General features: G+C 33.1%; 26 protein-coding genes and 1 pseudogene. 20 read left to right on the forward strand and 7 right to left on the reverse strand.

Going from position 1 to position 22,963, the window contains the following annotated elements; translation table 11 throughout:
- Positions 1 to 69 precede the first annotated feature (69 nt).
- Both ACM55H_RS11180 and ACM55H_RS11185 read right to left on the reverse strand, forming a co-directional pair.
- On the reverse strand, positions 70 to 486 hold the full coding sequence (locus ACM55H_RS11180; protein WP_416836566.1) for a thiol-disulfide oxidoreductase DCC family protein: 417 nt from the start codon (positions 484 to 486) through the stop codon (positions 70 to 72).
- 165 nt (positions 487 to 651) lie between these two features.
- On the reverse strand, positions 652 to 2,817 hold the full coding sequence (locus ACM55H_RS11185) for an endonuclease MutS2 (RefSeq protein ID WP_416836567.1): 2,166 nt from the start codon (positions 2,815 to 2,817) through the stop codon (positions 652 to 654).
- Positions 2,818 to 2,929: 112 nt separating this feature from the next.
- Between ACM55H_RS11185 and ung the strand changes: the two genes are divergently transcribed.
- Positions 2,930 to 3,610, forward strand: a complete 681-nt coding sequence (gene ung / locus ACM55H_RS11190) for a uracil-DNA glycosylase (protein WP_416836568.1) — start codon at positions 2,930 to 2,932, stop codon at positions 3,608 to 3,610.
- A gap of 202 nt (positions 3,611 to 3,812) precedes the next feature.
- Here ung and ACM55H_RS11195 read toward each other — a convergent pair whose 3' ends face one another.
- From ACM55H_RS11195 to porX, 5 genes are all read right to left on the reverse strand, one after another.
- Positions 3,813 to 4,187 carry a DUF4258 domain-containing protein gene (locus tag ACM55H_RS11195; RefSeq protein WP_416836569.1) on the reverse strand — a complete coding sequence of 125 codons (375 nt, stop codon included), beginning with the start codon at positions 4,185 to 4,187 and terminating at the stop codon, positions 3,813 to 3,815.
- Positions 4,188 to 4,223: 36 nt separating this feature from the next.
- Complete coding sequence (locus tag ACM55H_RS11200; RefSeq protein WP_416836570.1) at positions 4,224 to 5,423, reverse strand: alanine dehydrogenase; 1,200 nt, start codon at positions 5,421 to 5,423, stop codon at positions 4,224 to 4,226.
- Positions 5,424 to 5,516: 93 nt separating this feature from the next.
- Positions 5,517 to 5,990, reverse strand: coding sequence for a GNAT family N-acetyltransferase (locus tag ACM55H_RS11205; protein WP_416836572.1), 474 nt, complete (start codon positions 5,988 to 5,990; stop codon positions 5,517 to 5,519).
- An 11-nt stretch (positions 5,991 to 6,001) separates the two neighbouring features.
- Positions 6,002 to 6,409 carry a tRNA (adenosine(37)-N6)-threonylcarbamoyltransferase complex ATPase subunit type 1 TsaE gene (gene tsaE / locus ACM55H_RS11210; protein WP_416836573.1) on the reverse strand — a complete coding sequence of 136 codons (408 nt, stop codon included), beginning with the start codon at positions 6,407 to 6,409 and terminating at the stop codon, positions 6,002 to 6,004.
- A gap of 70 nt (positions 6,410 to 6,479) precedes the next feature.
- The gene (gene porX / locus ACM55H_RS11215) at positions 6,480 to 8,033 is read right to left on the reverse strand and encodes a T9SS response regulator signal transducer PorX (protein WP_039108168.1); all 1,554 of its coding nucleotides are present in this window, start codon (positions 8,031 to 8,033) and stop codon (positions 6,480 to 6,482) included.
- 596 nt (positions 8,034 to 8,629) lie between these two features.
- On the opposite strand from porX, the gene ACM55H_RS11220 reads away from it, so the two are divergent.
- From ACM55H_RS11220 to ACM55H_RS11310, 19 genes and pseudogenes are all read left to right on the forward strand, one after another.
- Positions 8,630 to 8,854, forward strand: a complete 225-nt coding sequence (locus ACM55H_RS11220; RefSeq protein WP_416836574.1) for a hypothetical protein — start codon at positions 8,630 to 8,632, stop codon at positions 8,852 to 8,854.
- Positions 8,855 to 8,938: 84 nt separating this feature from the next.
- Positions 8,939 to 9,214: an RCC1 domain-containing protein gene (locus tag ACM55H_RS11225; protein WP_416836575.1), complete on the forward strand. Its 276-nt coding sequence runs from the start codon at positions 8,939 to 8,941 to the stop codon at positions 9,212 to 9,214.
- A 12-nt stretch (positions 9,215 to 9,226) separates the two neighbouring features.
- Positions 9,227 to 10,030, forward strand: a pseudogene (locus ACM55H_RS17910) (RCC1 domain-containing protein); the annotation flags it as partial.
- Positions 10,031 to 10,090: 60 nt separating this feature from the next.
- On the forward strand, positions 10,091 to 10,306 hold the full coding sequence (locus ACM55H_RS17915; RefSeq protein ID WP_465245466.1) for a T9SS type A sorting domain-containing protein: 216 nt from the start codon (positions 10,091 to 10,093) through the stop codon (positions 10,304 to 10,306).
- Between the two features lie 299 nt (positions 10,307 to 10,605).
- Positions 10,606 to 10,884 carry a toxin-antitoxin system YwqK family antitoxin gene (locus ACM55H_RS11240; protein ID WP_416836576.1) on the forward strand — a complete coding sequence of 93 codons (279 nt, stop codon included), beginning with the start codon at positions 10,606 to 10,608 and terminating at the stop codon, positions 10,882 to 10,884.
- A gap of 88 nt (positions 10,885 to 10,972) precedes the next feature.
- Entirely contained in the window at positions 10,973 to 11,461 is a 489-nt protein-coding gene (locus ACM55H_RS11245) for a DinB family protein (protein WP_416836577.1), read from the forward strand.
- A gap of 134 nt (positions 11,462 to 11,595) precedes the next feature.
- Positions 11,596 to 11,763 carry a hypothetical protein gene (locus ACM55H_RS11250; RefSeq protein WP_416836578.1) on the forward strand — a complete coding sequence of 56 codons (168 nt, stop codon included), beginning with the start codon at positions 11,596 to 11,598 and terminating at the stop codon, positions 11,761 to 11,763.
- Positions 11,764 to 11,919: 156 nt separating this feature from the next.
- A complete protein-coding gene (locus tag ACM55H_RS11255) occupies positions 11,920 to 12,414 on the forward strand; it encodes a hypothetical protein (RefSeq protein ID WP_416836579.1) in 495 nt (164 codons plus the stop codon).
- Positions 12,401 to 13,525: a chromate efflux transporter gene (gene chrA / locus ACM55H_RS11260; protein ID WP_416836580.1), complete on the forward strand. Its 1,125-nt coding sequence runs from the start codon at positions 12,401 to 12,403 to the stop codon at positions 13,523 to 13,525. The genes ACM55H_RS11255 and chrA overlap by 14 nt, the downstream gene beginning before the upstream one ends.
- Before the next feature lie 84 nt (positions 13,526 to 13,609).
- Positions 13,610 to 14,404 carry a 3-keto-disaccharide hydrolase gene (locus tag ACM55H_RS11265; RefSeq protein WP_416836581.1) on the forward strand — a complete coding sequence of 265 codons (795 nt, stop codon included), beginning with the start codon at positions 13,610 to 13,612 and terminating at the stop codon, positions 14,402 to 14,404.
- A 151-nt stretch (positions 14,405 to 14,555) separates the two neighbouring features.
- Entirely contained in the window at positions 14,556 to 15,785 is a 1,230-nt protein-coding gene (locus tag ACM55H_RS11270; RefSeq protein ID WP_416836583.1) for an HD domain-containing protein, read from the forward strand.
- A gap of 40 nt (positions 15,786 to 15,825) precedes the next feature.
- Positions 15,826 to 16,869, forward strand: coding sequence for a UDP-3-O-(3-hydroxymyristoyl)glucosamine N-acyltransferase (gene lpxD, locus ACM55H_RS11275; RefSeq protein WP_416836584.1), 1,044 nt, complete (start codon positions 15,826 to 15,828; stop codon positions 16,867 to 16,869).
- Positions 16,862 to 18,250 carry a bifunctional UDP-3-O-[3-hydroxymyristoyl] N-acetylglucosamine deacetylase/3-hydroxyacyl-ACP dehydratase gene (locus ACM55H_RS11280; protein ID WP_416836585.1) on the forward strand — a complete coding sequence of 463 codons (1,389 nt, stop codon included), beginning with the start codon at positions 16,862 to 16,864 and terminating at the stop codon, positions 18,248 to 18,250. Before lpxD ends, ACM55H_RS11280 begins: the two co-directional genes overlap by 8 nt.
- A gap of 84 nt (positions 18,251 to 18,334) precedes the next feature.
- Positions 18,335 to 19,120 carry an acyl-ACP--UDP-N-acetylglucosamine O-acyltransferase gene (lpxA, locus tag ACM55H_RS11285; RefSeq protein WP_035672295.1) on the forward strand — a complete coding sequence of 262 codons (786 nt, stop codon included), beginning with the start codon at positions 18,335 to 18,337 and terminating at the stop codon, positions 19,118 to 19,120.
- Between the two features lie 171 nt (positions 19,121 to 19,291).
- Entirely contained in the window at positions 19,292 to 19,858 is a 567-nt protein-coding gene (efp, locus tag ACM55H_RS11290) for an elongation factor P (protein ID WP_416836586.1), read from the forward strand.
- A 99-nt stretch (positions 19,859 to 19,957) separates the two neighbouring features.
- The gene (locus tag ACM55H_RS11295; RefSeq protein ID WP_416836587.1) at positions 19,958 to 20,887 is read left to right on the forward strand and encodes a UDP-3-O-(3-hydroxymyristoyl)glucosamine N-acyltransferase; all 930 of its coding nucleotides are present in this window, start codon (positions 19,958 to 19,960) and stop codon (positions 20,885 to 20,887) included.
- A gap of 1 nt (position 20,888) precedes the next feature.
- Entirely contained in the window at positions 20,889 to 21,251 is a 363-nt protein-coding gene (locus tag ACM55H_RS11300) for a nuclear transport factor 2-like protein (protein WP_416836588.1), read from the forward strand.
- Positions 21,252 to 21,337: 86 nt separating this feature from the next.
- The gene (gene sucD / locus ACM55H_RS11305; protein ID WP_035672307.1) at positions 21,338 to 22,210 is read left to right on the forward strand and encodes a succinate--CoA ligase subunit alpha; all 873 of its coding nucleotides are present in this window, start codon (positions 21,338 to 21,340) and stop codon (positions 22,208 to 22,210) included.
- Between the two features lie 217 nt (positions 22,211 to 22,427).
- Positions 22,428 to 22,850: a hypothetical protein gene (locus ACM55H_RS11310; protein WP_314896715.1), complete on the forward strand. Its 423-nt coding sequence runs from the start codon at positions 22,428 to 22,430 to the stop codon at positions 22,848 to 22,850.
- The last annotated feature ends 113 nt before the right edge of the window (positions 22,851 to 22,963 follow it).

The raw sequence follows: 22,963 nt of genomic DNA on the forward strand, positions 1-22,963 counted from the left end.
ATTTTAAGGTTGGTCAAATATAGAATTACTGTTAAAAGTAATGCATGATAATTATCATAATTAATAATTTTATTCTAAAAACTTAGCTTGAAGTTCCTTTGTAGGAATCATGCAGCTTTCCTTTTTTCCATACCATTTATACCGATTTTTAGCAATATAATCGTAAATGTAATTATTAAATGAAGTAGGCAAAATAGAAAATAAAGTTCCAAAATAATAAAGTCCACCTAAACTTTTAGCAATTTCTAATGTAGCTTCCGATTTGTAATAATAAGCAATTCCGGGCTGGTACAGGATTATACTATCTATTTTTTTAGCATCAATCCCAATGTATTTAATGATTTCCTGACCTAAATCAGATTGTAGCGCCACAAACCTAAAAACATCTTTTGTATCATGTCTAATGATAAACTGTACCGCTGAATCGCAGAGATTACAAACACCGTCAAAGAGGATTATTTTTTTGTCTTTAGGAAGGTTTAGCATTTTCTTGTTTTGTCATTGTGAGGAACGGGCGCCATCCCATTTAGTTTGTCCGTTCCAATATTCTACAATGTTATTAGTTTATATTTTTATAAATTACTTCAAAAGTTACTCGGGCTATTGGGTTTGCTTCGTTCCTCGCAAAGACGTATTACGACGGCTAACGAATTACTTCTTACCCGCTTCTACAAATTCCAATTCCTCTAGACTTACTTTCGAAGTAAACACACCGTAATTCACGACTGCTTTGTTCTTCTCAATCTTATCAATGCTTCCTACTGATTTTCCGTCCAGCATACGGACACGATCACCTACTTTAAGAATGGCTTTTGGTTTTACAACTACGGGTTTTAGTTTCTTTTCTTTCTTTTCCTGGCGAATTTCTTCTACATGAACTGTGATTTCTTGTATAACTTCTTTTTTCTTTTCAATAATAGCTTTGGCCTCTTTAGGCGTTGCTTTTTTACGTTTGGAGTTTTCGATTTCAATAATTTTCAAAAATTCCCCAATTAGGTCTTTTTTGTTTTTGTTATTAAAATATTTCTCGGCTATATCTTCAATTTTTTGACCAATGTAAATCGTTTTCTGATTGCTGTCATATAATTCCTGATAGCTTTCCAGTTTTTGTTTGATTTTTACATTGATAGTTTCCATTTTCTTGCCTTCTTCACGCGCTTTTGTTTCCTCTTCTTTGAGCGTTTGTGATGTTTTTTCCATTTTCGAACGCTCTTTTTGGAGTGTGGCAATCGTTTTATCAAAACGTACTTTTCCGACTTCAATTTTCTTTTTCGCGCGATTTATTAAACTAAATGGAATTCCGTTTTTTAAAGCGACTTCAAATGTAAAAGAACTTCCTGCTTGTCCTAAAACCAATTTGTATAAAGGTTCTAATGTTTTTTCGTCAAAAAGCATGTTCGCATTGGTTGCACAGGGCAATTCATTAGCAAGAATTTTTAAATTCGAATAATGCGTTGTAATAATTCCGAAAGCTTCTCGATGATAGAACTCTTCCAGAAAAATTTCGGCTAATGCACCACCTAATTCTGGGTCAGAACCGGTACCAAATTCATCAATCAGGAACATAGTTTTTTTATTGCACTTCTTTAGAAAGTAGTTCATGTTCTTTAATCGGTAACTATATGTACTTAGATGATTTTCAATAGATTGATTATCTCCAATATCCGTTAATATGCGATCAAATAAAAACGTTTCACTGCGCTCGTGTACTGGAATTAACATTCCGGATTGCAGCATCAATTGGAGTAATCCAACTGTTTTCAATGAGATTGTTTTTCCTCCGGCATTAGGACCTGAAATCACAATGATTCTACTTTCCTGATTTAATTCAATAGTTTGCGGATGCGTAATTTCGTTTTTTTGTTTGTTATTCAAATACAAAATAGGATGGTAGGCATCTCTAAAATAAAGTCGACGTTCTTCGGTAATTATCGGTAAAATTCCATTGATTTTATTAGCATATTTTGCCTTGGCAGCAATTACGTCAATATCACTTAAGAAATGCTGATATTGAATTAGCAACTGTAAAAAAGGACGAACCTTATTAGATAATTGCTTTAGTATTCGGGTGATTTCTTCTTTTTCCTCGTATTCTAAATTGCTTAGCTCACGGGAATATTTGAGTGTGGTTTCAGGTTCGATATATGCAATGCTTCCCGTTTTGGAACTGCCCAGAATTGAACCTTTTACTTTACGACGATACATGGCAAGTACAGCTAAAACGCGTCTGTTTTGTACGAAACTCTCCTTAATGTCATCTAAATAGCCTAAGGCATTGTATTGTGTTAACGCTGTCCCAAAACTTTGATTGACTTTGCCGCGAACTACATTCATATTCCTGCGAATATCCAATAAATCAGGTGAGGCATTGTCTTTTATTTCGCCATATTTGTCGACTACTTCATCGACCATAGTGATGATTTCTTTGGTCAATTCGACTTCTGAAGCCCTTATGTTTAGATTAGGATAATAATCTTCAAATTTTTTCAGAAAATTCAACAGGAAATTAGCAGTTGATGAAATGGTGGCGATTTTTCTAAAACTGCCCACTTCAAGAAAGCTGTCTTCTATAGCCAAGAATTTAATCTCATGAGTTATGGCATCAAAACCATGATTGGGAATCGCATTGTTATTCTGGAAAGAGGAAACATATTCGGATGTTTGCATTAATGCTTGCATCAAGGTTTCCTTATCTTTAAAAGGAGTGATTTCTAATGCTTTTTGTTTTCCAATATCAGTGTTACAAATCGTCGAAATAGTATCGAGAACGGTTGGGAATTGTAAATCTTGTAAAGTTTTTTCGGTGATGGATATCATTTTATAAGCTAAGTTGTAAAGTTTCAAAGTTACAAAGATTCAAAGTGAAATGCATTAATTTTTTAGCGGACTTTGCGAAAAACTTTGCGAACTTTACGGCAAAATAAATTACATGCAAATCAATCTCAATCCGGAATGGCAATCCATTTTATCAAACGAAATTCAGAAACCTTATTTTCAGGATTTAATGGAAACCGTTGAAGAAGAATATAAAATTCATACTTGCTATCCTCCAAAAGATTTGATTTTTGCTGCTTTTAACTATTGCAGTTTCAAAGATGTAAAAGTGGTTATAATTGGTCAAGATCCGTATCATGGAAAAGGCGAAGCCAATGGTTTATGTTTTTCTGTAAATGACGGTGTTAGAATTCCGCCTTCTTTGCGTAATATTTTTCGGGAAATGAGTGATGATTTGGGGACTATTTTTATGCCCACTTCCGGAAATCTGGAAGCTTGGGCGAAGCAGGGTGTTTTGCTTTTGAACGCTTCATTGACTGTAAGAGAAGACAATCCAAATAGCCATAAACATTTAAAATGGAATGTTTTTACCGATGCAGTAATCCAGAAAATTTCAGAAGAAAAAGAGCATGTGGTGTTTTTACTTTGGGGTAATTTTGCTCATAAAAAAGGACTTAAAATAGACCGAAACAAACATTTGGTGTTAGAATCAGGGCATCCATCGCCAATGAGTGCGAATCAAGGAAAATGGTTTGGAAATAAGCATTTTAGCAAAACAAACGACTATTTGAAACAAAATGGAATAGAAACAATTAGCTGGATTTCAGTAGATTAATTGCTTTATTTAAAGATATAAATACTCGTTACATTGCTTTGCGTGAGTGATGGCAGCGGAGCTCTTTTTTTGAGAGGCGTTTCAGCCTCCCGAAAAAAAGCGGGAACGTACAGCACGACCCGAAGTTTTTACGTAGGGTCACGCCCAAATTGAAATATTGTTATTTGTAGAATTAAGTCTTAAATAACAATAATTAAAGTGTCTATTTTTTTACAATATCTTCTAAAGTAGCTTTGTCTTCTTCGTTTTTTATTTTTAGAATAATTTCTTGCCCTTTCAAGGTTTTGCCTTCAATCACGTATACTTTAGCTTTACGAAATTCGGTATTGCTTTTGTCAAAGTCAACATCACCGTATTGCAACGTGTTTTTTATATCAATGGTATCAATCCATTTTTCGGCTAATATTTGGGAAGCTTTTTCAGAATAATTAAAGGGTTTGTTTCTTAAGTCATTCAATACTCTTGCATTTGGAAAATAATTGCAACGGGTATCTTTTCCACTAAAAATAGCGGCTACAAAAAACAATCCTAATATTAAACCAATAAGATAATAAGCAAAACGATGTACGAATTTCATGTTTTAAATTTTTGGCAAAGGTAAAAGAAAGTTTGCTTAAAAAACAATTAAATTGATGTCGTTAATAGGTAAATCAAACCAATCGCCAATTGCTTTATTGGTAAGGATTCCATGATAGAGATAAACTCCATTTTTCAATCCTTTATTGCATCGCAAAGCGCTTTCAATTCCGCCATCTTCAGCAATTTGCAATAAATAAGGAGTGATGATATTGCTAATGGATAATGAAGCTGTTTTTGAATAACGGGAAGGGATATTGGGTACACAGTAGTGCAAAACATTATTTTTGATAAAGGTTGGTTTTTCATGTGAAGTCACTTCCGAAGTTTCAAAACAACCTCCGGTATCAATGCTTACATCTACGATAACGGCTCCTTTTTTCATGTATTCTACCATAGTTTCTGTCACTACTACCGGGCAACGTTCCATGCCTCTCATGGCGCCAATAGCGACATCGCATCGTCTCAATGCTTTCAGTAAAGATTTAGGTTGAATGGTAGAAGTAAAAACGCGCTGATTCAGATTATTTTGCAGTCGGCGGAGTTTGGTGATCGAATTATCAAATACTTTAACCGTTGCGCCCAGGCCAATAGCGGTTCTAGCGGCAAATTCTCCAACGGTTCCTGCACCTAAAATAACAACTTCAGTAGGAGCAACGCCAGTAATATTCCCGAATAATAATCCTTTTCCAAATTCATTGGTAATCATTAATTCGGCTGCAATTAAAATAGAGGCTGTTCCTGCAATTTCGCTCAATGATTTGACTGCTGGATAGGTTCCGTCTTCATCTTTTATATATTCAAAGGCAAGTGCGGTTATTTTCTTTTTGGTTAAAGCCTCAAAATAGTTTTTTTTCCTAGTTTTCAATTGAATTGCTGATATCAGAATGGCTTCATGATTCATCATTTCAATTTCGGCTAGGGTAGCGGGCTCTACTTTAAGTATCATGGGACAACTAAATACCTTTTTGGTATCATTAGTAATTTCGGCTCCCGCTTCAAAATATTCTTTGTCGGTATAACTTGAACTTTCACCTGCACCGGCTTCAATCATTACTCGATGACCATGATAAGTAAGTGTATTTACAGCATCAGGAGTCAGACAAATACGGCGTTCTTGATAACTGGTTTCTTTTGGAATACCAATAAAAAGTTCGCTTTTTCGTCTCCGTATCTCGAGTTTTTCTTCTTGAGGTAATAACTGCTGTTTAGTAAATGGTGTTATTGTTATTGGCATTAGTGCTGTAAAATTTAGGGTACAATTTACGGAAAAAGTTTTAAAAAAAGACAATTGAAGTACTGGAAAATGTGTTGATGCTAAAATTTAAAATTAGCGGATGATTCTTTCCATTTTTATGTCGGCTCTTTCGTAAATGCCGTCTTCTAGAGCTATTTCTACAAAACCAAATTTTTCATACAAATGGATTGCTGGCAGTAATTTTCTGTTCGAATATAAAATAAGCTTTTTAATACTTTCCTTTTCAGCGACATCAATACAATGGACCATCAGTTTTTTTCCTATTCCAAGTCCTTGAACCCCATCTGTAACAGCCATTTTACTCAATTCAAATGTGGTTTCATCTATTTTTATTAAAGAAACCGTGCCTATGATTTCGTCATTGTATTTTGCATAAAAAATCATTCCGCCTTTATCGATAATTTCGCCTTGGGGATTAGATAATACAATTTCATCTTTGGGCTCTACCTTGAAATATTTCTTTAGCCATTCTATATTCAAGGTTTTTATAGGCTCTGTTAAAGCTGTGGTAAAAGGAATAATTTCAACTGTATTTTCTAAACTCATACGTAATTATTTTATCTTAATTCTAAAGTACGTTTTCCGTCAGGAAGTAGTTCAATCGTAATCACGGAATGGGCTTCAGGAATCAAATTTGGAATCTTTTCCGCCCATTCTATAAAACACCAATTTCCGGAATACAAATAATCATCCACACCCATGTCTAACGCTTCAACTTCATGATTCAATCTGTAAAAATCAAAATGATAAACGATTTGATTGTTAGTGGTTTGATATTCATTAACTAAAGAAAAAGTTGGACTGCTTGTAGCTCCTATAACTCCAAGAGTTTTACACAATTGTTTGATTAAAGTGGTTTTGCCAACGCCCATTTCTCCATGAAAAAGAATTACTTTTTTTGGGTTTTTGGCTATGATTTTTTGTGCAACTTGCTCGAGTTGATCTAAAGAAAAAATAACATTCATTCTTATAAATTTGTTTAAAGTTTAAAGTTTAAGGTTGATCCAAAAACTGAAAACTGTGACTGAAAACTTCCTATTTCGGATTAAAAACTAAAAACGGAATAATCATTTCTTCCAATGAAATTCCACCGTGCTGATATGTATTTTTATAATAACTCACATAATGATTGTAATTGTTGACATACGCTAAAAACAAATCATTTTTTGCAAAAATATAAGAACTACTCATATTTATCGTTGGCAAACCAATATTTTTTGGTTCTTTCACTGCATAAACATCTTTGTGTTCGTAAGTCAAACTGCGTCCAGTTTTGTAACGCAAATTTAAACTGGTATTTTTATCACCCACCACTTTCGATGGGTTTTTCACGTTTATAGTTCCGTGGTCCGTAGTCAAAATCAACTTGAAACCCATTTTCTGCGCCTGTTGGATAATTTCCAAAAGCGGAGAATTTTTAAACCAACTCAGTGTCAGTGAGCGATATGCTTTATCGTCGGAAGCAAGTTCTTTTACTACATCCATTTCAGTTTTGGCGTGCGAAAGCATGTCTACAAAATTGTAAACCACGGTAACCAAATCATTATTTTTCAACGCTTTAAAACCTTCAACTAGTTTTTTACCTCCGGCAAGATTCGTGATTTTGAAATAATCTTCCTTGATATGCAATCCCAAACGTTTCAACTGTGCTGATAAAAACTCTGCTTCATACAAGTTTTTTCCGCCTTCTTCCGGATCATTTTTCCAATATTGCGGAAACTGTTTTTCCATTTCAAGTGGCGTCAAACCAGAGAATATGGCATTTCTTGCATATTGTGTAGCCGTTGGCAAAATCGCATAATACGGAACTTCTTTTTCCAGTTTATAATAATTACTCACAACACTTTCGAAAGCTTTCCATTGATCGTAACGCAAATTATCAATCACCACAAACAAAATTGGTTTGTCTTTTTTAACAATTTCAGGAACCACTAATTCTCTAAATAAAGTGTGCGATTGCACTGGCTTATCCGCTTTTGGTTTAAACCAATCTTCATAATTGCGCTCAATGAATTTTCCAAATTGCGAATTGGCTTCCGTTTTTTGGGATTCCAAAATTTCAACCATGCTTTGATCGTTGATATTCTCCAATTCCAGTTCCCAAAAAATCAATTTTTTATACAATTCAATCCAGTCTTCATAAGAATTCACCATTGCCATTTCCATGGTAATTTTTCGAAATTCCTTCTGATAATCCAACGTTGTTTTTTGCGAAATCAACCGGGAATGATCCAGATTTTTCTTCAAACTCAGCAAAATCTGATTTGGATTTACGGGTTTGATCAAATAATCGGCAATTTTAGAGCCAATCGCTTCCTCCATAATGTATTCCTCCTCACTTTTGGTAATCATAATCATGGGAACCGAAGATTTTTTCTCTTTCATCTCCGACAGCGTTTCCAGACCGCTCATTCCAGGCATATTTTCATCCAGAAAAACAATATCAAAATTGTTTTCCTCAAAAATATCAACCGCATCACGACCGTTATTGCAAGTAGTGACTTCGTAATTTTTCTTTTCCAGAAATAATATGTGTGGCTTTAAAAGGTCGATTTCATCATCCACCCAAAGTATTTTTATTTTATCCATAATTCGTATTAACAAGTGTTCAAAAGTAGTAATTGAAAGTGCCAATTTACTGTTTTTTGCAACGGTTAGTTGCTAATATTATGATAATTTTTCGCGCAATAGTTGCTCGTATTCCTAAACAAAGATAAGAATTTTTTGCATTGAAATTGTTTCCGGGCGTGACCCATCCTCCGTAAACTCCCTCCGGGTCGGGCTGTACGCTGTATCTTTCCTTTTTAAAGAAAAAAGGAAAGGATGCCACTTCCATCCCTCACGCAGCTTCGATAAAGGTTGGCTTTTATAACTACTATTTAGGTAAGAAAAGTTTCAGGAAATAAATGGAACTTTTGATTATTTGAAGTTGTTTTTTTATAAATTCGTGAAAGTATTAAAACGGGCATTTAGCGCAACAAGTTAATCAAAAATGGATATGTAGTGATGATTTTGTCAACTATATACAAGTTGTAGGTTAAATAGAATGACTAAAATTTAATTTATGAAAAACATTACTTTCGCCATTATTTCACTTTTATCTTTTTCAATGTATTCGCAAAACAGATATTAATTACAGGATGTAGGAAAAGAAAAACTATATCTTTCAGATTCAATTACAAAACTTGCTGAAAATAAAATTATTACAAATCAACCAAATTATTGTACTTGATGGAATACCATATCGCTTTCAAGATTTAGAAAAGGAAAAACTTCCATTATTGAAAAATGAAATTGAAAAGATAATAGCAATTGACAAAAAAAAAGGTATTAATATTTATGGAAATTTTGGAGAAGCGGGAGTTTTAATTATTACTACTAAAAAAAATAGAATAATGCCAAGTAGCTAACAGGTTTAATTTAATCCTAAACCGCTTAAAGTCGTAGCCATACGTTAATGAGATTATTCTAAAAATAAAAAACTATAAAAAACTATGAAAAAATTACCTCTTTTATTATTGGCTTTATTAACTACTTGCTTTAATTACGCACAATGTTGGCAATCTGTGGCTGCATCTTACAGAAACACTTCTGCTATAAAAACCGACGGCACTTTATGGGCTTGGGGCAAGAATTTGCGTGGTCAATTGGGTGATGGAACTAATACAGATAGGTTAATTCCAACAAAAATTAATTCAGATAATAATTGGAGAAGGATTTCTTTAGGGGAACAATTTGTAATTGCGATAAAAACAGATGGTACTTTATAGGCTTGGGGATGGAATAGCTCAGGGCAATTAGGTGATGGGACTTTTATTGACAAAAACACACCTGTGCAAATAGGAAATGATACCAACTGGAACTATGTGTCTTCAGGTTTAGATTATTCCATCGCATTAAAAACGGATGGAACTTTGTGGGCTTGGGGTAAAAACAATGATGGTCAATTGGGTGACGGTTCTGTTATAAATAGAAATGTTCCAACTCAAATAGGATCTCAAACGGATTGGCAATTTATTTCAACAAAATTAACTCATTCCCTCGCATTAAAAACGAACGGTACTTTATGGGCATGGGGTAGTAATGATTTTGGAGAATTAGGAAATGGACAAACTTCTACGCCAAGATATATTCCAACACAAATTGGCACTAATACTGATTGGTTAAGCATTTCAGCTGGAGGAAATTTTTCGGCTGCACTAAGAACTGACGGTACTTTATGGACTTGGGGTGACAATTCTTATGGGGCATTAGGTGATGGTACAAAAATCAATAAAATTGTTCCTACTAAGATAGGAATAGATACAAACTGGCAATTTATTTCTTCGAGTTTAGATACCAACATTGGTAGAAAATCTGATGGTACTGATTGGATTTGGGGATATAACTATAGTGGTCAATTGGGAGACGGAACAAATATTGATAAAAATGTTCCGACAAAAATTGTAAATATTATTGATTTACAAACGATTAGTCAAGGATGGGAACACAATACTGTAATAAAAACGGATGGAACATTATGGGTATGGGGTTGGAATGCCTATGGTCAATTGGGTAATGGTACAACAGCAAATACTAATTCGCCAATTAATATTAATTGCGCTAATTTAGGAATAGAAAAATTAGAAGATGATAATATTTTTTCAATTTACCCAAATCCAGCAAAAGATATAATTCATTTTAAAAACAATAACAATAAATTCATAAACAAAGTGATAATTACTAACTTAAATGGGAAAATAGTATTAAAACAAAATAATAATTCGACAGAATTAAATGTTCAACTATTAAAACAAGGAATATACTTAATTCAAATAATGTCAGAGGGCAAAACATTTAAAAACAAATTTATTAAAAATTAAAAACTTATTAACTGAAAAATTACTCGACTGCCACGATATGTCTACGGTTTGATAGTGCGAAATTTTTTGGTCCTCAAAGATTAGTTAGCAATTCAATATTTAGCAATTAGAAATGTACTTGTGTTAGTAGGCACAGATTTCAAATCGGCATCAGAAACTATTATTTGTAAACAAAAATAGCGAAACGATTAACATTAAAAATAGGTTGAAATGAAAAAGGCAACATTGTTAATTAATAGGATTCTTGGTATCATTTGGGTTTAGACCAATTCTCAAATAAATAATAAAATTTGATTCAAATGTTAGATAAAAAACACTACGTAAACGGACAAATAACCCATGAGTTAGTTGGGGATAAATTGACTTATTTTTTCAAAAATGGAAAAGTGAAAGCAAAAGGTACTTTTATTAATGGACTGATGGAAGAAGAGTGGCTGTTTTATCGGGAGACCGGGCAACTTTGGCAAGTTGGAAATTTCAAAAATAGTAAGAAAAATGGTTCTTTTATTAGGTATAACAGAAACGATCAAGTAGAATATCAAGAGACTTTTGAAAACGATAAAATCATTAAAAAATGATTGTTGAAAACGATAGTAGAGCCATGATCGGAAGCTCGGACGAGAATTGGAATTACCAAACTTAAAAAAAAAATAAAATTACAAATGAATGAAAAAAAAGAACCAAAATGCAGTTCATGCTTTACTTGCCGAATATAAAAAAGCAATTAATGAATTGCAGCATGTAATTCAAGATATTTCAGAAAAGGCCTTAGTATTTGTAATAGATAATGAAACTCAGAATACGGACTGCAAATCAATTCAAACTATACTTTCACATGTTGTAAGTTCAGGATATTCGTATTGTATTTACATTCAAAATTCGAAAAACATAAATAGTAAACGACCGAAAAAAGTGAATCGTACGTCAATAGTTGAATACACAAAAGATCTGGATAACGTTCTTGAATTTACCTATAATACATTAGCCAATTTAAGTGATAGTGATCTGGAAGAACTGGATAATACCGAAAAAATAATGACTTCTTGGCAACAATTGTATGACATTGAACAATTGATAGAACATGCAATCGTACATGTTTTACGTCATAGAAGACAAATTGAAAAGTTTAAAATTGTATTAAACAATAAAGAATAGATATTGTCAATAACAAAGAAGAGCTTGTTATTTATAAGAAATGAGAACTACTGCTTTTACGGTTTAATCATTTTATAATATTCAAAAATTCAATTGGTTTTATATTTATGTAATTTTACAAAAAACATAAAACAATGGAACTAAATTGGATTATTATAGCTGTAGTTTTGGTTGGTGCAATTGCTTTAATTCTATATTTAATTAAAAAGAATAATAAGGATAAAAAAGACGTAACCAAATTTTTTAATACGGATACTACAATTAGAAAGGAATCAGAATTAGATGAAGATGAGGAGTATTGATTGCGGTTGTTTTAACCACAATTCTAATGTAGAGTAACAATTTTAATCTTACTATAAAGGTTGGTAATTTCTTTGTGAAATAATTATAAAAATCTTTTTTAATGTACAAGAATAAAAATCCTGTCTTTGTATTTTAATCTTCAAAAATTCTTAAGTATGAAAAATAGTTTATTTCTTGTTTTATCAGTTCTCTTTTTTTCATGCAATAAACCAATTGAGAAAAACCAATTGTTGCAAAATCGTATCGACAGTTTAGAAATCAAGCTTTCAGAAACCTATAAACCGGGTTTTGGGGAATTTATGAGTAATATACAAATTCATCATGCCAAGCTTTGGTTTGCAGGACAAAATAAAAATTGGAAATTGGCTGATTTTGAAATTAACGAAATCAAAGAGAATTTAGTAGGAATACAACAATATTGTAAGGACAGGCCAGAGACAAAATCACTGGGAATAATTGACTCCGCAATGGCCAGCATCAGTAATTCGATTCAGCAAAAAAATCAAAAGGCATTTCAAAAAGATTATATAAATTTGACTAATTCGTGCAATACGTGTCATCAAGAAACCAAACACGAATACAATGTGATCAAAATTCCAGAAACTCCTCCTTTTAGTAATCAAGATTTTAGATTAAATGAACGAAAATAGAGTAAAAGAACTTGCCAAACTATTTTTGAAACTTGGAATAATTGGTTTTGGTGGTCCTGCGGTTCATATTGCAATGATGCAGGAAGAAGTGGTTGTTAAAAAAAAGTGGATTAGCGAACAGCATTTTCTTGACTTAATTGGAGCCACTAATTTAATTCCCGGACCCAACAGCACCGAAATGGCGATTCACATCGGACACGAAAGAGCGGGATGGAAAGGCTTGATTGTGGCAGGTTTTTGCTTTATTTTTCCTGCTGTTTTAATAACGGGATGTTTCGCTTGGCTTTATAAAAAATACGGACAACTTCCAGAAATGCACCCTTTCATTTATGGAATAAAACCGGCCATTATTGCAATAATACTAATGGCTATTTTTCCGCTTGCCAAGAAATCTTTAAAAACACTTGAACTAGGAATAATTGGATTGATAACTGTTGTGTTGGCAATTCTAAATTACAATCAAATCTATATCATGTTTGGAGCAGGAATTGTTGCGTTATTAATTTCATCTATCAGGAATTATACTATAAATACGAATAATTTTATTCCAATTTCACTGTTTCAACTTTCAAAAACAACTGTAGTTTCAACAACAAACTTGAATTTATTTCTGGTATTTCTAAAAATTGGAGCAATACTATACGGAAGCGGTTATGTGTTATTTGCTTTCCTCGATGCCGAATTAGTTTCAAAAGGGTTACTTTCCAGAACAACATTAATCGATGCTATTGCAGTAGGGCAGTTCACACCCGGCCCTGTATTTTCATCGGTAACTTTTATCGGGTATCAAATGAATGGATTATCAGGTGCAATTGTTGCTACAATTGGAATCTTTTTGCCTTCCTTTCTATTTGTCGCCTTGCTAAATCCATTGGTTAAAAAAATGAGGAATTCAAAACCATTTTCGGTATTTCTTGATGCAGTAAATGTGGCTTCCATAGCCATTATTGTTGCTATTTGTTTTCAGATGGGTTCGGATGTAATTACAGATTGGCGAACCATTTTAATTGCTATTCTAAGTGTTTTAATCAATTTTAAATACAAGAAAATAAATAGTGCCTTTATAGTTTTGGGCGGTTCCATGCTGGGCTATATTTTGACATTTGTATAAAAAAAATATTTTTTTACAACTGTATGTAAAACAGAACGATTTTATTCTAAATTTATACTTTTATGAAACTAAACCAAATTATTTATGAAATCGAATAAAATTAGTAACTATTTTTTAAGTATCGCTTTGTTTTCTGTGACTGTTGCTATGGCACAACATGATTATGTGAACACGCCACCAGTCGTGTCGCCAATGACTATGAAACCCGAAATGACTGAGATTTGGGAACCGCAGGTAAAAGTAATAACACCAGCTAAAAAAATGGGTGACGCTCCTTCAGATGCAATTGTGTTATTCGACGGTAAAAACTTAGATCAATGGGTGAGTCAAAAAGACGTAACACAACCAGCCGCTTGGAAAATAGTTGATAAGGATTATATGGAAGTCGTGCCAGGTTCAGGAGCCATTCAAACTAAAATGCAATTTGGAGATTGTCAATTGCATGTGGAGTGGAGTGCGCCAGATGCAGTTGTTGATGGTGGACAATGGAGAGGGAACAGTGGTATATTTTTACAAAACAGGTACGAACTTCAAGTATTGGATTCTTATAACAACAGAACTTATAGCAATGGTCAAGCCGGAAGTATTTATAAAGATGTACCGCCTTTGGTGAATGCCATGAAAGCGCCTTTAGAATGGAATACGTATGATGTTATTTATACCGCACCGCGTTTTAAAGCTGATGGAAGACTAGATGCTCCGGCAAGAATAACAGTTTTGCATAATGGCGTTTTAGTTCAAAATAATGCTACCATAAGTGGACTGACACTTTATATTGGTTTACATAATTATCCGCTATCACATGGTGAAGATGTAATTGCGTTGCAAGAACATGGTTGCAAAACACAATTCAGAAATATCTGGATTAGAAAACTTTAAAAACAATGAAAGGAGAGCTAAAAACTCTCCTTTTTTAGTATTTGTTCGAACTGGAACGTCTATTTTATTTGATTCAAAATCGTTCTAACAAACGTTTTCTGTTTTAAAATCTAATTTCCTTATATTTGTTCACCAAAAAAATAAAGTTATAGTGAGTCAAATCAATAAGCTAAAAATATTCAATGATCCCATTTATGGGTTTATTACCATCCCCAACGCCTTAATTTACGATTTAGTTCAGCATCCTTATTTTCAACGTCTGCGCCGTATTTCCCAAATGGGCTTATCATATTTGGTTTATCCAGGAGCGAATCACACTCGTTTTCATCATGCTTTAGGTTGTATGCACCTGATGCAAAAAGCAGTTGACGTATTGCGTTTTAAAGGTGTTTTGATTTCTCAAGAAGAGGAAAATGCGTTGTATATTGCTATTTTATTACACGATATAGGTCACGGACCATTTTCGCATGCGATGGAAAAAAGCATTGTTGAAGATGTTCATCATGAAGAAATATCATTGTTATTTATGAACCAATTGAATGTTGAATTCGACGGTCAGTTGAGTTTAGCCATTCAGGTTTTTAGGGGAGAATATGACAGGAAATTTATGTTGCAATTGATTTCGAGCCAATTAGACATGGACCGAATGGATTACCTGAAACGAGACAGTTTTTATTCGGGTGTGGCAGAAGGAAATGTCAATTCAGAACGACTGATTCAAATGATGAATGTGGTGGATGATTTTTTAGTTATTGAAGAAAAAGGGATTTATTCTGTAGAGAAGTTTCTGATGTCCAGACGCTTAATGTATTGGCAGGCGTATTTGCACAAGACTAGTTTAGTAGCAGAGTTGATTTTGACGAAAGTCTTAAAACGTGCCAAAGAACTAACATTAAAAGGAATCCAATTGCCTTGTAGTGAGCCGTTGCTGTTTTTTATGCAAAATAGAGTTACCTTAGACACTTTTGATACTGAAAATTTGGATTTATTTTCTCAATTAGATGATTTTGATATCATTAGTGCTTTAAAATCTTGGCAAAAACAGGACGATTTTATATTGTCATCATTGAGTAAAATGATAGTTAATAGAGATTTATTAAAAATAAAATTAACCAGCGAAAAAGTTGATATTGAAGAGTTGCAACCTTTAAAAGAACGCTTCGCATTGGAAAATAATATTTCTTTATTGGAGACTAATTATTTTATCTTTAAAGGTAAAATAAAGAACCAAGCCTACAGTAAAGAAGCGGAACCCATACGGATTTTGAAAAAAGACAGAACAATTGAAGACGTTATAGAATCTTCTGATCAGCTGAATTTAAAATCGTTATCTAAATTGGTGACTAAATATTATATATGTTTCCCAAAACAACTTGTATAAAATGAACATTTAAAATCTATTTTTTTATATTTTTGTCGCAATGAAATTTACAGCAGAACAAATAGCAGGGATTTTAGAAGGAGAAGTTGTTGGGAATCCCATGGCAGAAGTTTTTAGATTGTCTAAAATCGAAGAAGGTGCCGAGGGTTCACTTACTTTTTTATCAAACCCTAAATATCTTAATTACATATATACTACAAAAGCTACAGTAACAATTGTTAATGACACTTTTGTACCTGAATCGCAGATTACAACTACCTTAATAAAGGTGCAAGATGCTTATGCTTCATTTTCAAAATTATTAGAATTTTACAATCAAGTAAAATTAAATAAAACGGGGATTGAGCAACCGTCATTCCTTTCACAAAGTGTAAAATATGGGGATAATTTATATCTTGGCAGCTTTAGTTATGTTGGTCAAAATGTAGTTTTAGGAGAAAATGTAAAAATTTACCCTAATTGTTTCCTTGGAGATAATGTTGTTGTGGGCGATAATGTAATATTATTCGCTGGTGCAAAAATTTATTCGGAGACCGTTATTGGTAAAAATTGTACAATACATTCAGGAGCAATTATTGGTGCGGATGGTTTTGGTTTTGCACCAAATCCAGATGGTACCTATACTAAAATTCCACAAATAGGGAATGTTATTATTGAAGATAATGTCGACATTGGTTCTTGTACTACTGTTGATAGGGCTACGATGGGATCTACAATTATAAGAAAAGGAGTGAAGCTTGACAATCAAATTCAGATTGCGCATAATGTCGAGATTGGTGAGAATACTGTAATTGCTGCTCAAACTGGTGTTGCGGGTTCCACAAAAATTGGCAAAAATTGTATGATTGGTGGTCAGGTAGGAATTTCAGGACATTTGACCATTGGGAATAATGTTAGAATTCAAGCTCAATCAGGTGTAGGAAGGAATATAAAAGATGATGAAGTCTTGCAAGGAAGCCCTGCATTTGGTTACAACGATTTTAGTAAATCCTATGTTCATTTCAAGAATTTACCTAAAATTGTTGCGGAAATAGAAGAATTAAAAAAACAAATATTAAACCAAAAAAATGGAAAAAATGGTTAAACAGAAGACCATCAAAACAGAAATCTCACTAACTGGAGTTGGATTACACACAGGAAAAGAAGTTACAATGACTTTTAAACCTGCTCCAGTCAATAATGGTTTCACTTTTGTTCGAGTAGATCTAGAAGGGCAACCTATTATTGAGGCTGATGCAAATTATGTTGTAAACACACAAAGAGGAACCAATTTAGAAAAACTAGGGGTGAAAATCCAAACACCTGAACATGTTTTAGCTGCATTAATTGGTTGCGATTTGGACAATGTCATTATTGAATTAAATGCATCTGAGCTACCTATAATGGATGGTTCGTCTAAGTATTTTGTAGCTGCTATCGAGGAAGCCGGAATAGAAGAACAAAGTGCTAAAAGAAATGTATATGTGGTAAAAGAAGTTATTTCTTTTACTGATGAAGCTACTGGAAGTGAAATTTTAGTGATGCCTAACGATCATTATTCTGTTACTGCTATGGTGGATTTTGGTACTAAAATTTTAGGAACCCAAAATGCTACGATGAAAAGTATTTCTGATTTTAAAACTGAAATATCGGAGTCTAGAACCTTTAGTTTTTTGCATGAATTAGAATCATTGTTAGAAAATGGTTTAATTAAGGGAGGTGATTTGAATAATGCCATTGTATATGTAGATAAAGAAATATCGGTAGCTACCATGGAAAATTTAAAAATCGCCTTTGGAAAAGATGAAATAACCGTTAAACCAAATGGCATTTTAGATAATCTTACTTTACATTATCCAAATGAAGCAGCTAGACATAAACTGCTTGATGTGGTAGGTGATTTAGCTTTAATAGGAACTAGAATTCAAGGTAAAGTAATTGCCAATAAACCAGGACATTTTGTAAATACTCAATTTGCAAAAAAAATGGCTAAAATTATAAAAATCGAACAAAGAAATTTTGTTCCTGTTTATGATTTACATCAAGAACCATTAATGGATATCCATAAAATTATGGCTGTTCTTCCACACAGACCTCCATTTTTATTGATTGACAGAATTATAGAAATGTCTGAAAGTCATGTTGTTGGCATGAAAAACGTAACAATGAATGAAAATTTCTTTGTTGGACATTTCCCGGAAGCTCCAGTTATGCCAGGTGTTTTAATTGTTGAAGCTATGGCTCAAACTGGTGGAATTCTTGTCTTGAGTACGGTTCCAGATCCAGAAAATTATTTGACTTATTTTATGAAAATTGATAATGTCAAATTTAAACATAAAGTGTTACCTGGTGATACTTTAATTTTTAAATGTGATTTAATAACACCAATCAGAAGAGGAATTTGTCATATGCAAGCGAATGCTTACGCAAATGGTAAACTAGTTGCTGAGGCAGAGTTAATGGCGCAAATTGCCAAAAAACAATAGATTTAGATTAAAAAATTATTACTTAGTTTGAAAAAGAGCAAGTAATTTATTTTTTCTCTAATAAATATAAAAACAAAAAAGCAGATGAATCAACCATTAGCATATGTTCATCCTGGCGCTAAAATCGCCAAAAATGTAGTCATTGAACCTTTTACAACCATTCATAATAATGTAGTTATTGGAGATGGAACTTGGATAGGTTCGAATGTTACCATTATGGAAGGCGCAAGAATTGGAAAGAATTGTAATATATTCCCTGGTGCGGTAATCTCGGCGGTTCCACAGGATTTGAAGTTTGGAGGAGAAGATTCTTTAGCGATAATTGGAGATAATTGTACCATTAGAGAGTGTGTAACCATCAATAGAGGCACAATAGCATCCGGACAAACTACCTTAGGTAATAATTGTCTGGTAATGGCAACTGCGCACATAGCTCACGATTGTCACATAGGTGATAATGCTATTATTGTTAATGGAGTAGCTTTGGCTGGTCACGTTACAGTAGGTAAATTTGCAGTTATTGGTGGTTTGGCAGCAATTCATCAATTTATTAGTATAGGAGATCATGCGATGATTTCAGGTGGTTCTTTGGTAAGAAAAGACGTTCCGCCTTATACAAAAGCGGCTAAAGAACCTTTATCATATGTTGGAATTAATTCTGTTGGATTAAGAAGACGTGGTTTTGCAACTGAAAAAATCAGAGAAATCCAAGATATCTATAGAATTCTATATCAGAAAAATTATAATACCTCTCAGGCATTAGATATTATCGAAGCTGAAATGGAAGCTACTACGGAAAGAGATGAAATTATTGATTTTATCAGAAATTCGTCAAGGGGAATAATGAAAGGATATTCAGGGAATTATTAGTCCCCAAACCGGCCATCCCCGAAGGGAAGGGAGTGTAACCGTAACTATATTGTAAAAAAATATAGTATGATACAAAATAAAATAATAATTTAAAATAATAAGTAACACATTTCCATCTATTCTCCCTCCCCTTCGGGGAGGGTCGAGGTGGGGAAAAAAATAAACAATAAAATGGCATCTACATCAGATATTAAAAACGGATTGTGTATTAAATACAACAACGATATTTACAAAATCATTGAATTTCTTCACGTAAAACCAGGAAAAGGTCCTGCTTTTGTTAGAACAAAACTTAGAAGTTTGACTAACGGAAAAGTATTGGACAACACTTTTTCTGCGGGCCATAAAATTGAAGAAGTCAGAGTAGAAAACCATAAATTTCAGTTTTTATATCCAGAAGGTGATGAATTTCATTTTATGAATACAGAGACTTTCGAACAAATAACTTTAAATAAAAACATTTTAGATTCACCAGATTTATTAAAAGAAGGAGAAAATGTAATGGTAAGTATCAATACAGAAACTGATTTACCTCTTTCTGTAGATATGCCAGCATCTGTTATTCTTGAAGTGACTTATGCGGAACCAGGAATTAAAGGAAATACTGCTACAAATGCAACAAAATCAGCAACTGTTGAAACGGGTGCAACTGTAAATGTTCCTTTGTTTATCAATGAAGGAGACAAAATTAAAATCGATACTACATCAGGTTCTTACATGGAACGTGTTAAGGAATAGTTTGCAGGACTAAGTATTCAGTTTTTAGTCGCAGTAGGCATTTCGTGTCAATAACGATTGAAAACTGAAGACTGAAAACTGGGACTAAAAACTAAATTTATGAAATTCCAAAAAGGGTACTCTTTAGAAGAAATTGCAAATATTATCAACTGTGAATATGTTGGTGATGCTAATTTTCCTGTTTCGGGAATGAATGAAATTCATGTTGTCGAATCTGGAGATATAGTTTTTGTAGATCACCCCAAGTATTACGATAAAGCATTAAATTCAGCGGCTACTATAGTTTTAATAAATAAAAATGTAGCATGTCCAGAGGGAAAAGCATTGCTGATTTCGGATGATCCATTTAGAGATTTCAATAAATTAACGAATTATTTCAAACCTTTTCAATTTTCCAATATTTCAATAGCTTCTTCAGCTTCAATAGGTTCAGGGACTGTAATTCAGCCTAATAGCTTTATTGGAAATCATGTTGTTATTGGAGAAAATTGTTTAATCCATTCCAATGTATCAATTTATGATTATACCGTAATTGGAAATAATGTAATCATTCATGCAGGAACGGTTTTGGGTGCGGATGCTTTTTATTATAAAAAACGTCCCGAAGGATACGATCAATTGCTTTCAGGTGGAAGAGTGGTCATTAAAGACAATGTGGGAATAGGTGCCCTTTGTACCATTGATAAAGGAGTTACAGGTGATACTACTATTGGCGAAGGTACAAAAATTGACAATCAGGTACATGTAGGTCATGATACTGTGATTGGAAAAAAATGTTTGATTGCATCACAAACTGGAATTGCAGGTTGCGTAATTATTGAAGATGAAGTTACGATTTGGGGGCAAGTAGGAACTACTAGCGGAATCACGATAGGAGCAAAAGCTGTTATTCTTGGTCAAACAGGAGTTACAAAATCAGTAGAAGGTGGTAAGTCTTATTTTGGAACACCAATTGAAGAATCAAGAGAAAAATTGAAACAACTGGCCAATATTAAAAAAATACCAGAAATTTTAAATAAACTAAAATAATATGTCTGCTAAAGAAATTGTTCAGAAATTTTATAAATCTGATGCTCTAATTGATAGTGAAGTGATGAAAGATTTTTTGCATCCAGACGTAATCGTTGAATGGAATAGCAGTAAAGGATTTATTAAACTCAATTATGAATCTTTACTCAATTTAGCTAATGATTTAAACAAAGCTTATGTTCGTTCTAAAGTTAGAGTAAGCCATATTATTGCAGATAAAGATTTAATTTCGGTACGTTATTCTCATTTTGTAAAAACAATAGAAAATCCAAGAGAAGAAATGTTATTAGCACATTTTATAACAATTTGGCAAATAAAAGATAATAAATTGTTTAGAGGGTATCAAATGAGTCAATTATCATAATATATTTTGACAAAAAAAGGCTTCAAAATAATTTACAAAACCTTACTTTTGCATCACAATTTTAAAAACTACATAAAATATATATCATGAGTGTTTTAGTTAATAAAGATTCCAAAATAATTGTTCAAGGATTTACAGGAAGCGAAGGAACTTTCCATGCTTCTCAAATGATTGAGTACGGTACTAACGTTGTTGGTGGTGTAACTCCGGGAAAAGGTGGGACCACTCACTTAGACAGACCTGTTTTTAATACTGTAAAAGATGCTGTAGAACAAGCAGGAGCTGATACTACTATCATTTTTGTACCGCCAGCTTTTGCTGCTGATGCAATTATGGAAGCTGCTGATGCAGGAATAAAAGTAATTATTGCAATTACGGAAGGAATTCCCGTGGCTGACATGATAAAAGCAAATAGTTATGTTAAAGAAAGAAATGCTAGATTAATAGGACCTAACTGCCCTGGGATAATTACTCCAGGAGAAGCTAAAGTTGGTATTATGCCAGGTTTTGTTTTCAAAAAAGGAACTGTTGGAATTGTTTCTAAATCAGGAACATTAACATACGAAGCAGCTGACCAAGTAGTAAAACAAGGATTAGGAATCACTACTGCAATTGGTATTGGTGGAGACCCAATCATTGGAACTACTACAAAAGAAGCAGTTGAATTATTGATGAATGACCCAGAAACAGAATGTATCGTAATGATAGGTGAAATAGGTGGGCAATTAGAAGCTGACGCTGCTCATTGGATTAAAGCAGATGGAAACCGTAAACCAGTTGTAGGATTCATTGCAGGAGTTACGGCTCCTCCAGGACGTACAATGGGACATGCAGGTGCTATCGTTGGTGGATCTGATGATACTGCTGAAGCTAAAAAACAAATTATGAGAGAATGTGGAATACACGTTGTGGATTCTCCAGCTGAAATTGGTAAAAAAGTAAAAGAAGTTTTAGGTTAATCTAACCGAAAATTAAATATTTTAAAAGCCCCACAATTTGTGGGGCTTTTTTATTATAAATTGAATTAAAGAAATATCTTTGCACTTTATTAAATTAATCTGTTTTTTCAGATGTAATCCTAATAAGAGCAAACATAAACGAATGGTTTCTAATGGGCCTCACGATATTGTGGGGTATTTTTTTGCCGAAGCCAGTTCAAATAAAAATAAAATAATTATGTACAAAGAATTAAAAAAATTCAAAGTTAGCAATCAGTTTTCATTCACTATAGACGATAGTTTAGAAGAAGTATGTAATGCTTCAGAAGGATCTGGAGTGTTTTTAGTGTATTCAGTAGGGGATGAAAAAGAGTTAATTATGGTTGGTTCTACTGGAACTGTTCAGAATAACGGAACTTTGAAAATTAAAAATGGTGGTTTAAAAGATAAAATTGTAGAAGGACACCAGTTTGCAAAAACAGGAAGAAAATATTCTTGGCCAGCACAAATGAAAATCGAAGATATCAGTACACTTGAAGTGGTTTGGTATGAAACATTCAACGATAAAACGAAAGCAATACCAACATTCGTAGAAGGGCAGGTTTTACAAAATTTCCTTGACGAAAATGGAAGATTGCCAAAATGGAATGTTGCTTTTTAGTACATTTCAAAAAAAAAATACTATTTAAAAGCTTTACTTCGGTAAGGCTTTTTTTTGTAAGAAAAAATCGGGTTTGTGAATATGTTTTTAATATATTTACTTTCAAAATAAAA

It is taken from the genome of Flavobacterium cryoconiti (genome assembly GCF_048158645.1).
GTDB lineage: Bacteria > Bacteroidota > Bacteroidia > Flavobacteriales > Flavobacteriaceae > Flavobacterium > Flavobacterium cryoconiti.

Bases quoted from the DNA above. Each gene is read 5' to 3' on its own strand.
- ACM55H_RS11195 (WP_416836569.1), bottom strand. From the start codon at position 4,187: ATGAAATTCGTACATCGTTTTGCTTATTATCTTATTGGTTTAATATTA.
- ACM55H_RS11225 (WP_416836575.1), top strand. From the start codon at position 8,939: ATGAAAAAATTACCTCTTTTATTATTGGCTTTATTAACTACTTGCTTT.
- ACM55H_RS11245 (WP_416836577.1), top strand. From the start codon at position 10,973: ATGAAAAAAAAGAACCAAAATGCAGTTCATGCTTTACTTGCCGAATAT.
- ACM55H_RS11300 (WP_416836588.1), top strand. From the start codon at position 20,889: ATGTCTGCTAAAGAAATTGTTCAGAAATTTTATAAATCTGATGCTCTA.
- ACM55H_RS11295 (WP_416836587.1), top strand. From the start codon at position 19,958: ATGAAATTCCAAAAAGGGTACTCTTTAGAAGAAATTGCAAATATTATC.
- ACM55H_RS11255 (WP_416836579.1), top strand. From the start codon at position 11,920: ATGAAAAATAGTTTATTTCTTGTTTTATCAGTTCTCTTTTTTTCATGC.
- ACM55H_RS11200 (WP_416836570.1), bottom strand. From the start codon at position 5,423: ATGCCAATAACAATAACACCATTTACTAAACAGCAGTTATTACCTCAA.
- tsaE (WP_416836573.1), bottom strand. From the start codon at position 6,409: ATGAATGTTATTTTTTCTTTAGATCAACTCGAGCAAGTTGCACAAAAA.
- ACM55H_RS11185 (WP_416836567.1), bottom strand. From the start codon at position 2,817: ATGATATCCATCACCGAAAAAACTTTACAAGATTTACAATTCCCAACC.
- ACM55H_RS11310 (WP_314896715.1), top strand. From the start codon at position 22,428: ATGTACAAAGAATTAAAAAAATTCAAAGTTAGCAATCAGTTTTCATTC.
- ACM55H_RS11250 (WP_416836578.1), top strand. From the start codon at position 11,596: ATGGAACTAAATTGGATTATTATAGCTGTAGTTTTGGTTGGTGCAATT.
- sucD (WP_035672307.1), top strand. From the start codon at position 21,338: ATGAGTGTTTTAGTTAATAAAGATTCCAAAATAATTGTTCAAGGATTT.
- chrA (WP_416836580.1), top strand. From the start codon at position 12,401: ATGAACGAAAATAGAGTAAAAGAACTTGCCAAACTATTTTTGAAACTT.
- ACM55H_RS11265 (WP_416836581.1), top strand. From the start codon at position 13,610: ATGAAATCGAATAAAATTAGTAACTATTTTTTAAGTATCGCTTTGTTT.
- efp (WP_416836586.1), top strand. From the start codon at position 19,292: ATGGCATCTACATCAGATATTAAAAACGGATTGTGTATTAAATACAAC.
- ACM55H_RS11280 (WP_416836585.1), top strand. From the start codon at position 16,862: ATGGTTAAACAGAAGACCATCAAAACAGAAATCTCACTAACTGGAGTT.
- ACM55H_RS11240 (WP_416836576.1), top strand. From the start codon at position 10,606: ATGTTAGATAAAAAACACTACGTAAACGGACAAATAACCCATGAGTTA.
- ACM55H_RS11180 (WP_416836566.1), bottom strand. From the start codon at position 486: ATGCTAAACCTTCCTAAAGACAAAAAAATAATCCTCTTTGACGGTGTT.
- porX (WP_039108168.1), bottom strand. From the start codon at position 8,033: ATGGATAAAATAAAAATACTTTGGGTGGATGATGAAATCGACCTTTTA.
- ACM55H_RS11205 (WP_416836572.1), bottom strand. From the start codon at position 5,990: ATGAGTTTAGAAAATACAGTTGAAATTATTCCTTTTACCACAGCTTTA.
- ung (WP_416836568.1), top strand. From the start codon at position 2,930: ATGCAAATCAATCTCAATCCGGAATGGCAATCCATTTTATCAAACGAA.
- lpxA (WP_035672295.1), top strand. From the start codon at position 18,335: ATGAATCAACCATTAGCATATGTTCATCCTGGCGCTAAAATCGCCAAA.
- lpxD (WP_416836584.1), top strand. From the start codon at position 15,826: ATGAAATTTACAGCAGAACAAATAGCAGGGATTTTAGAAGGAGAAGTT.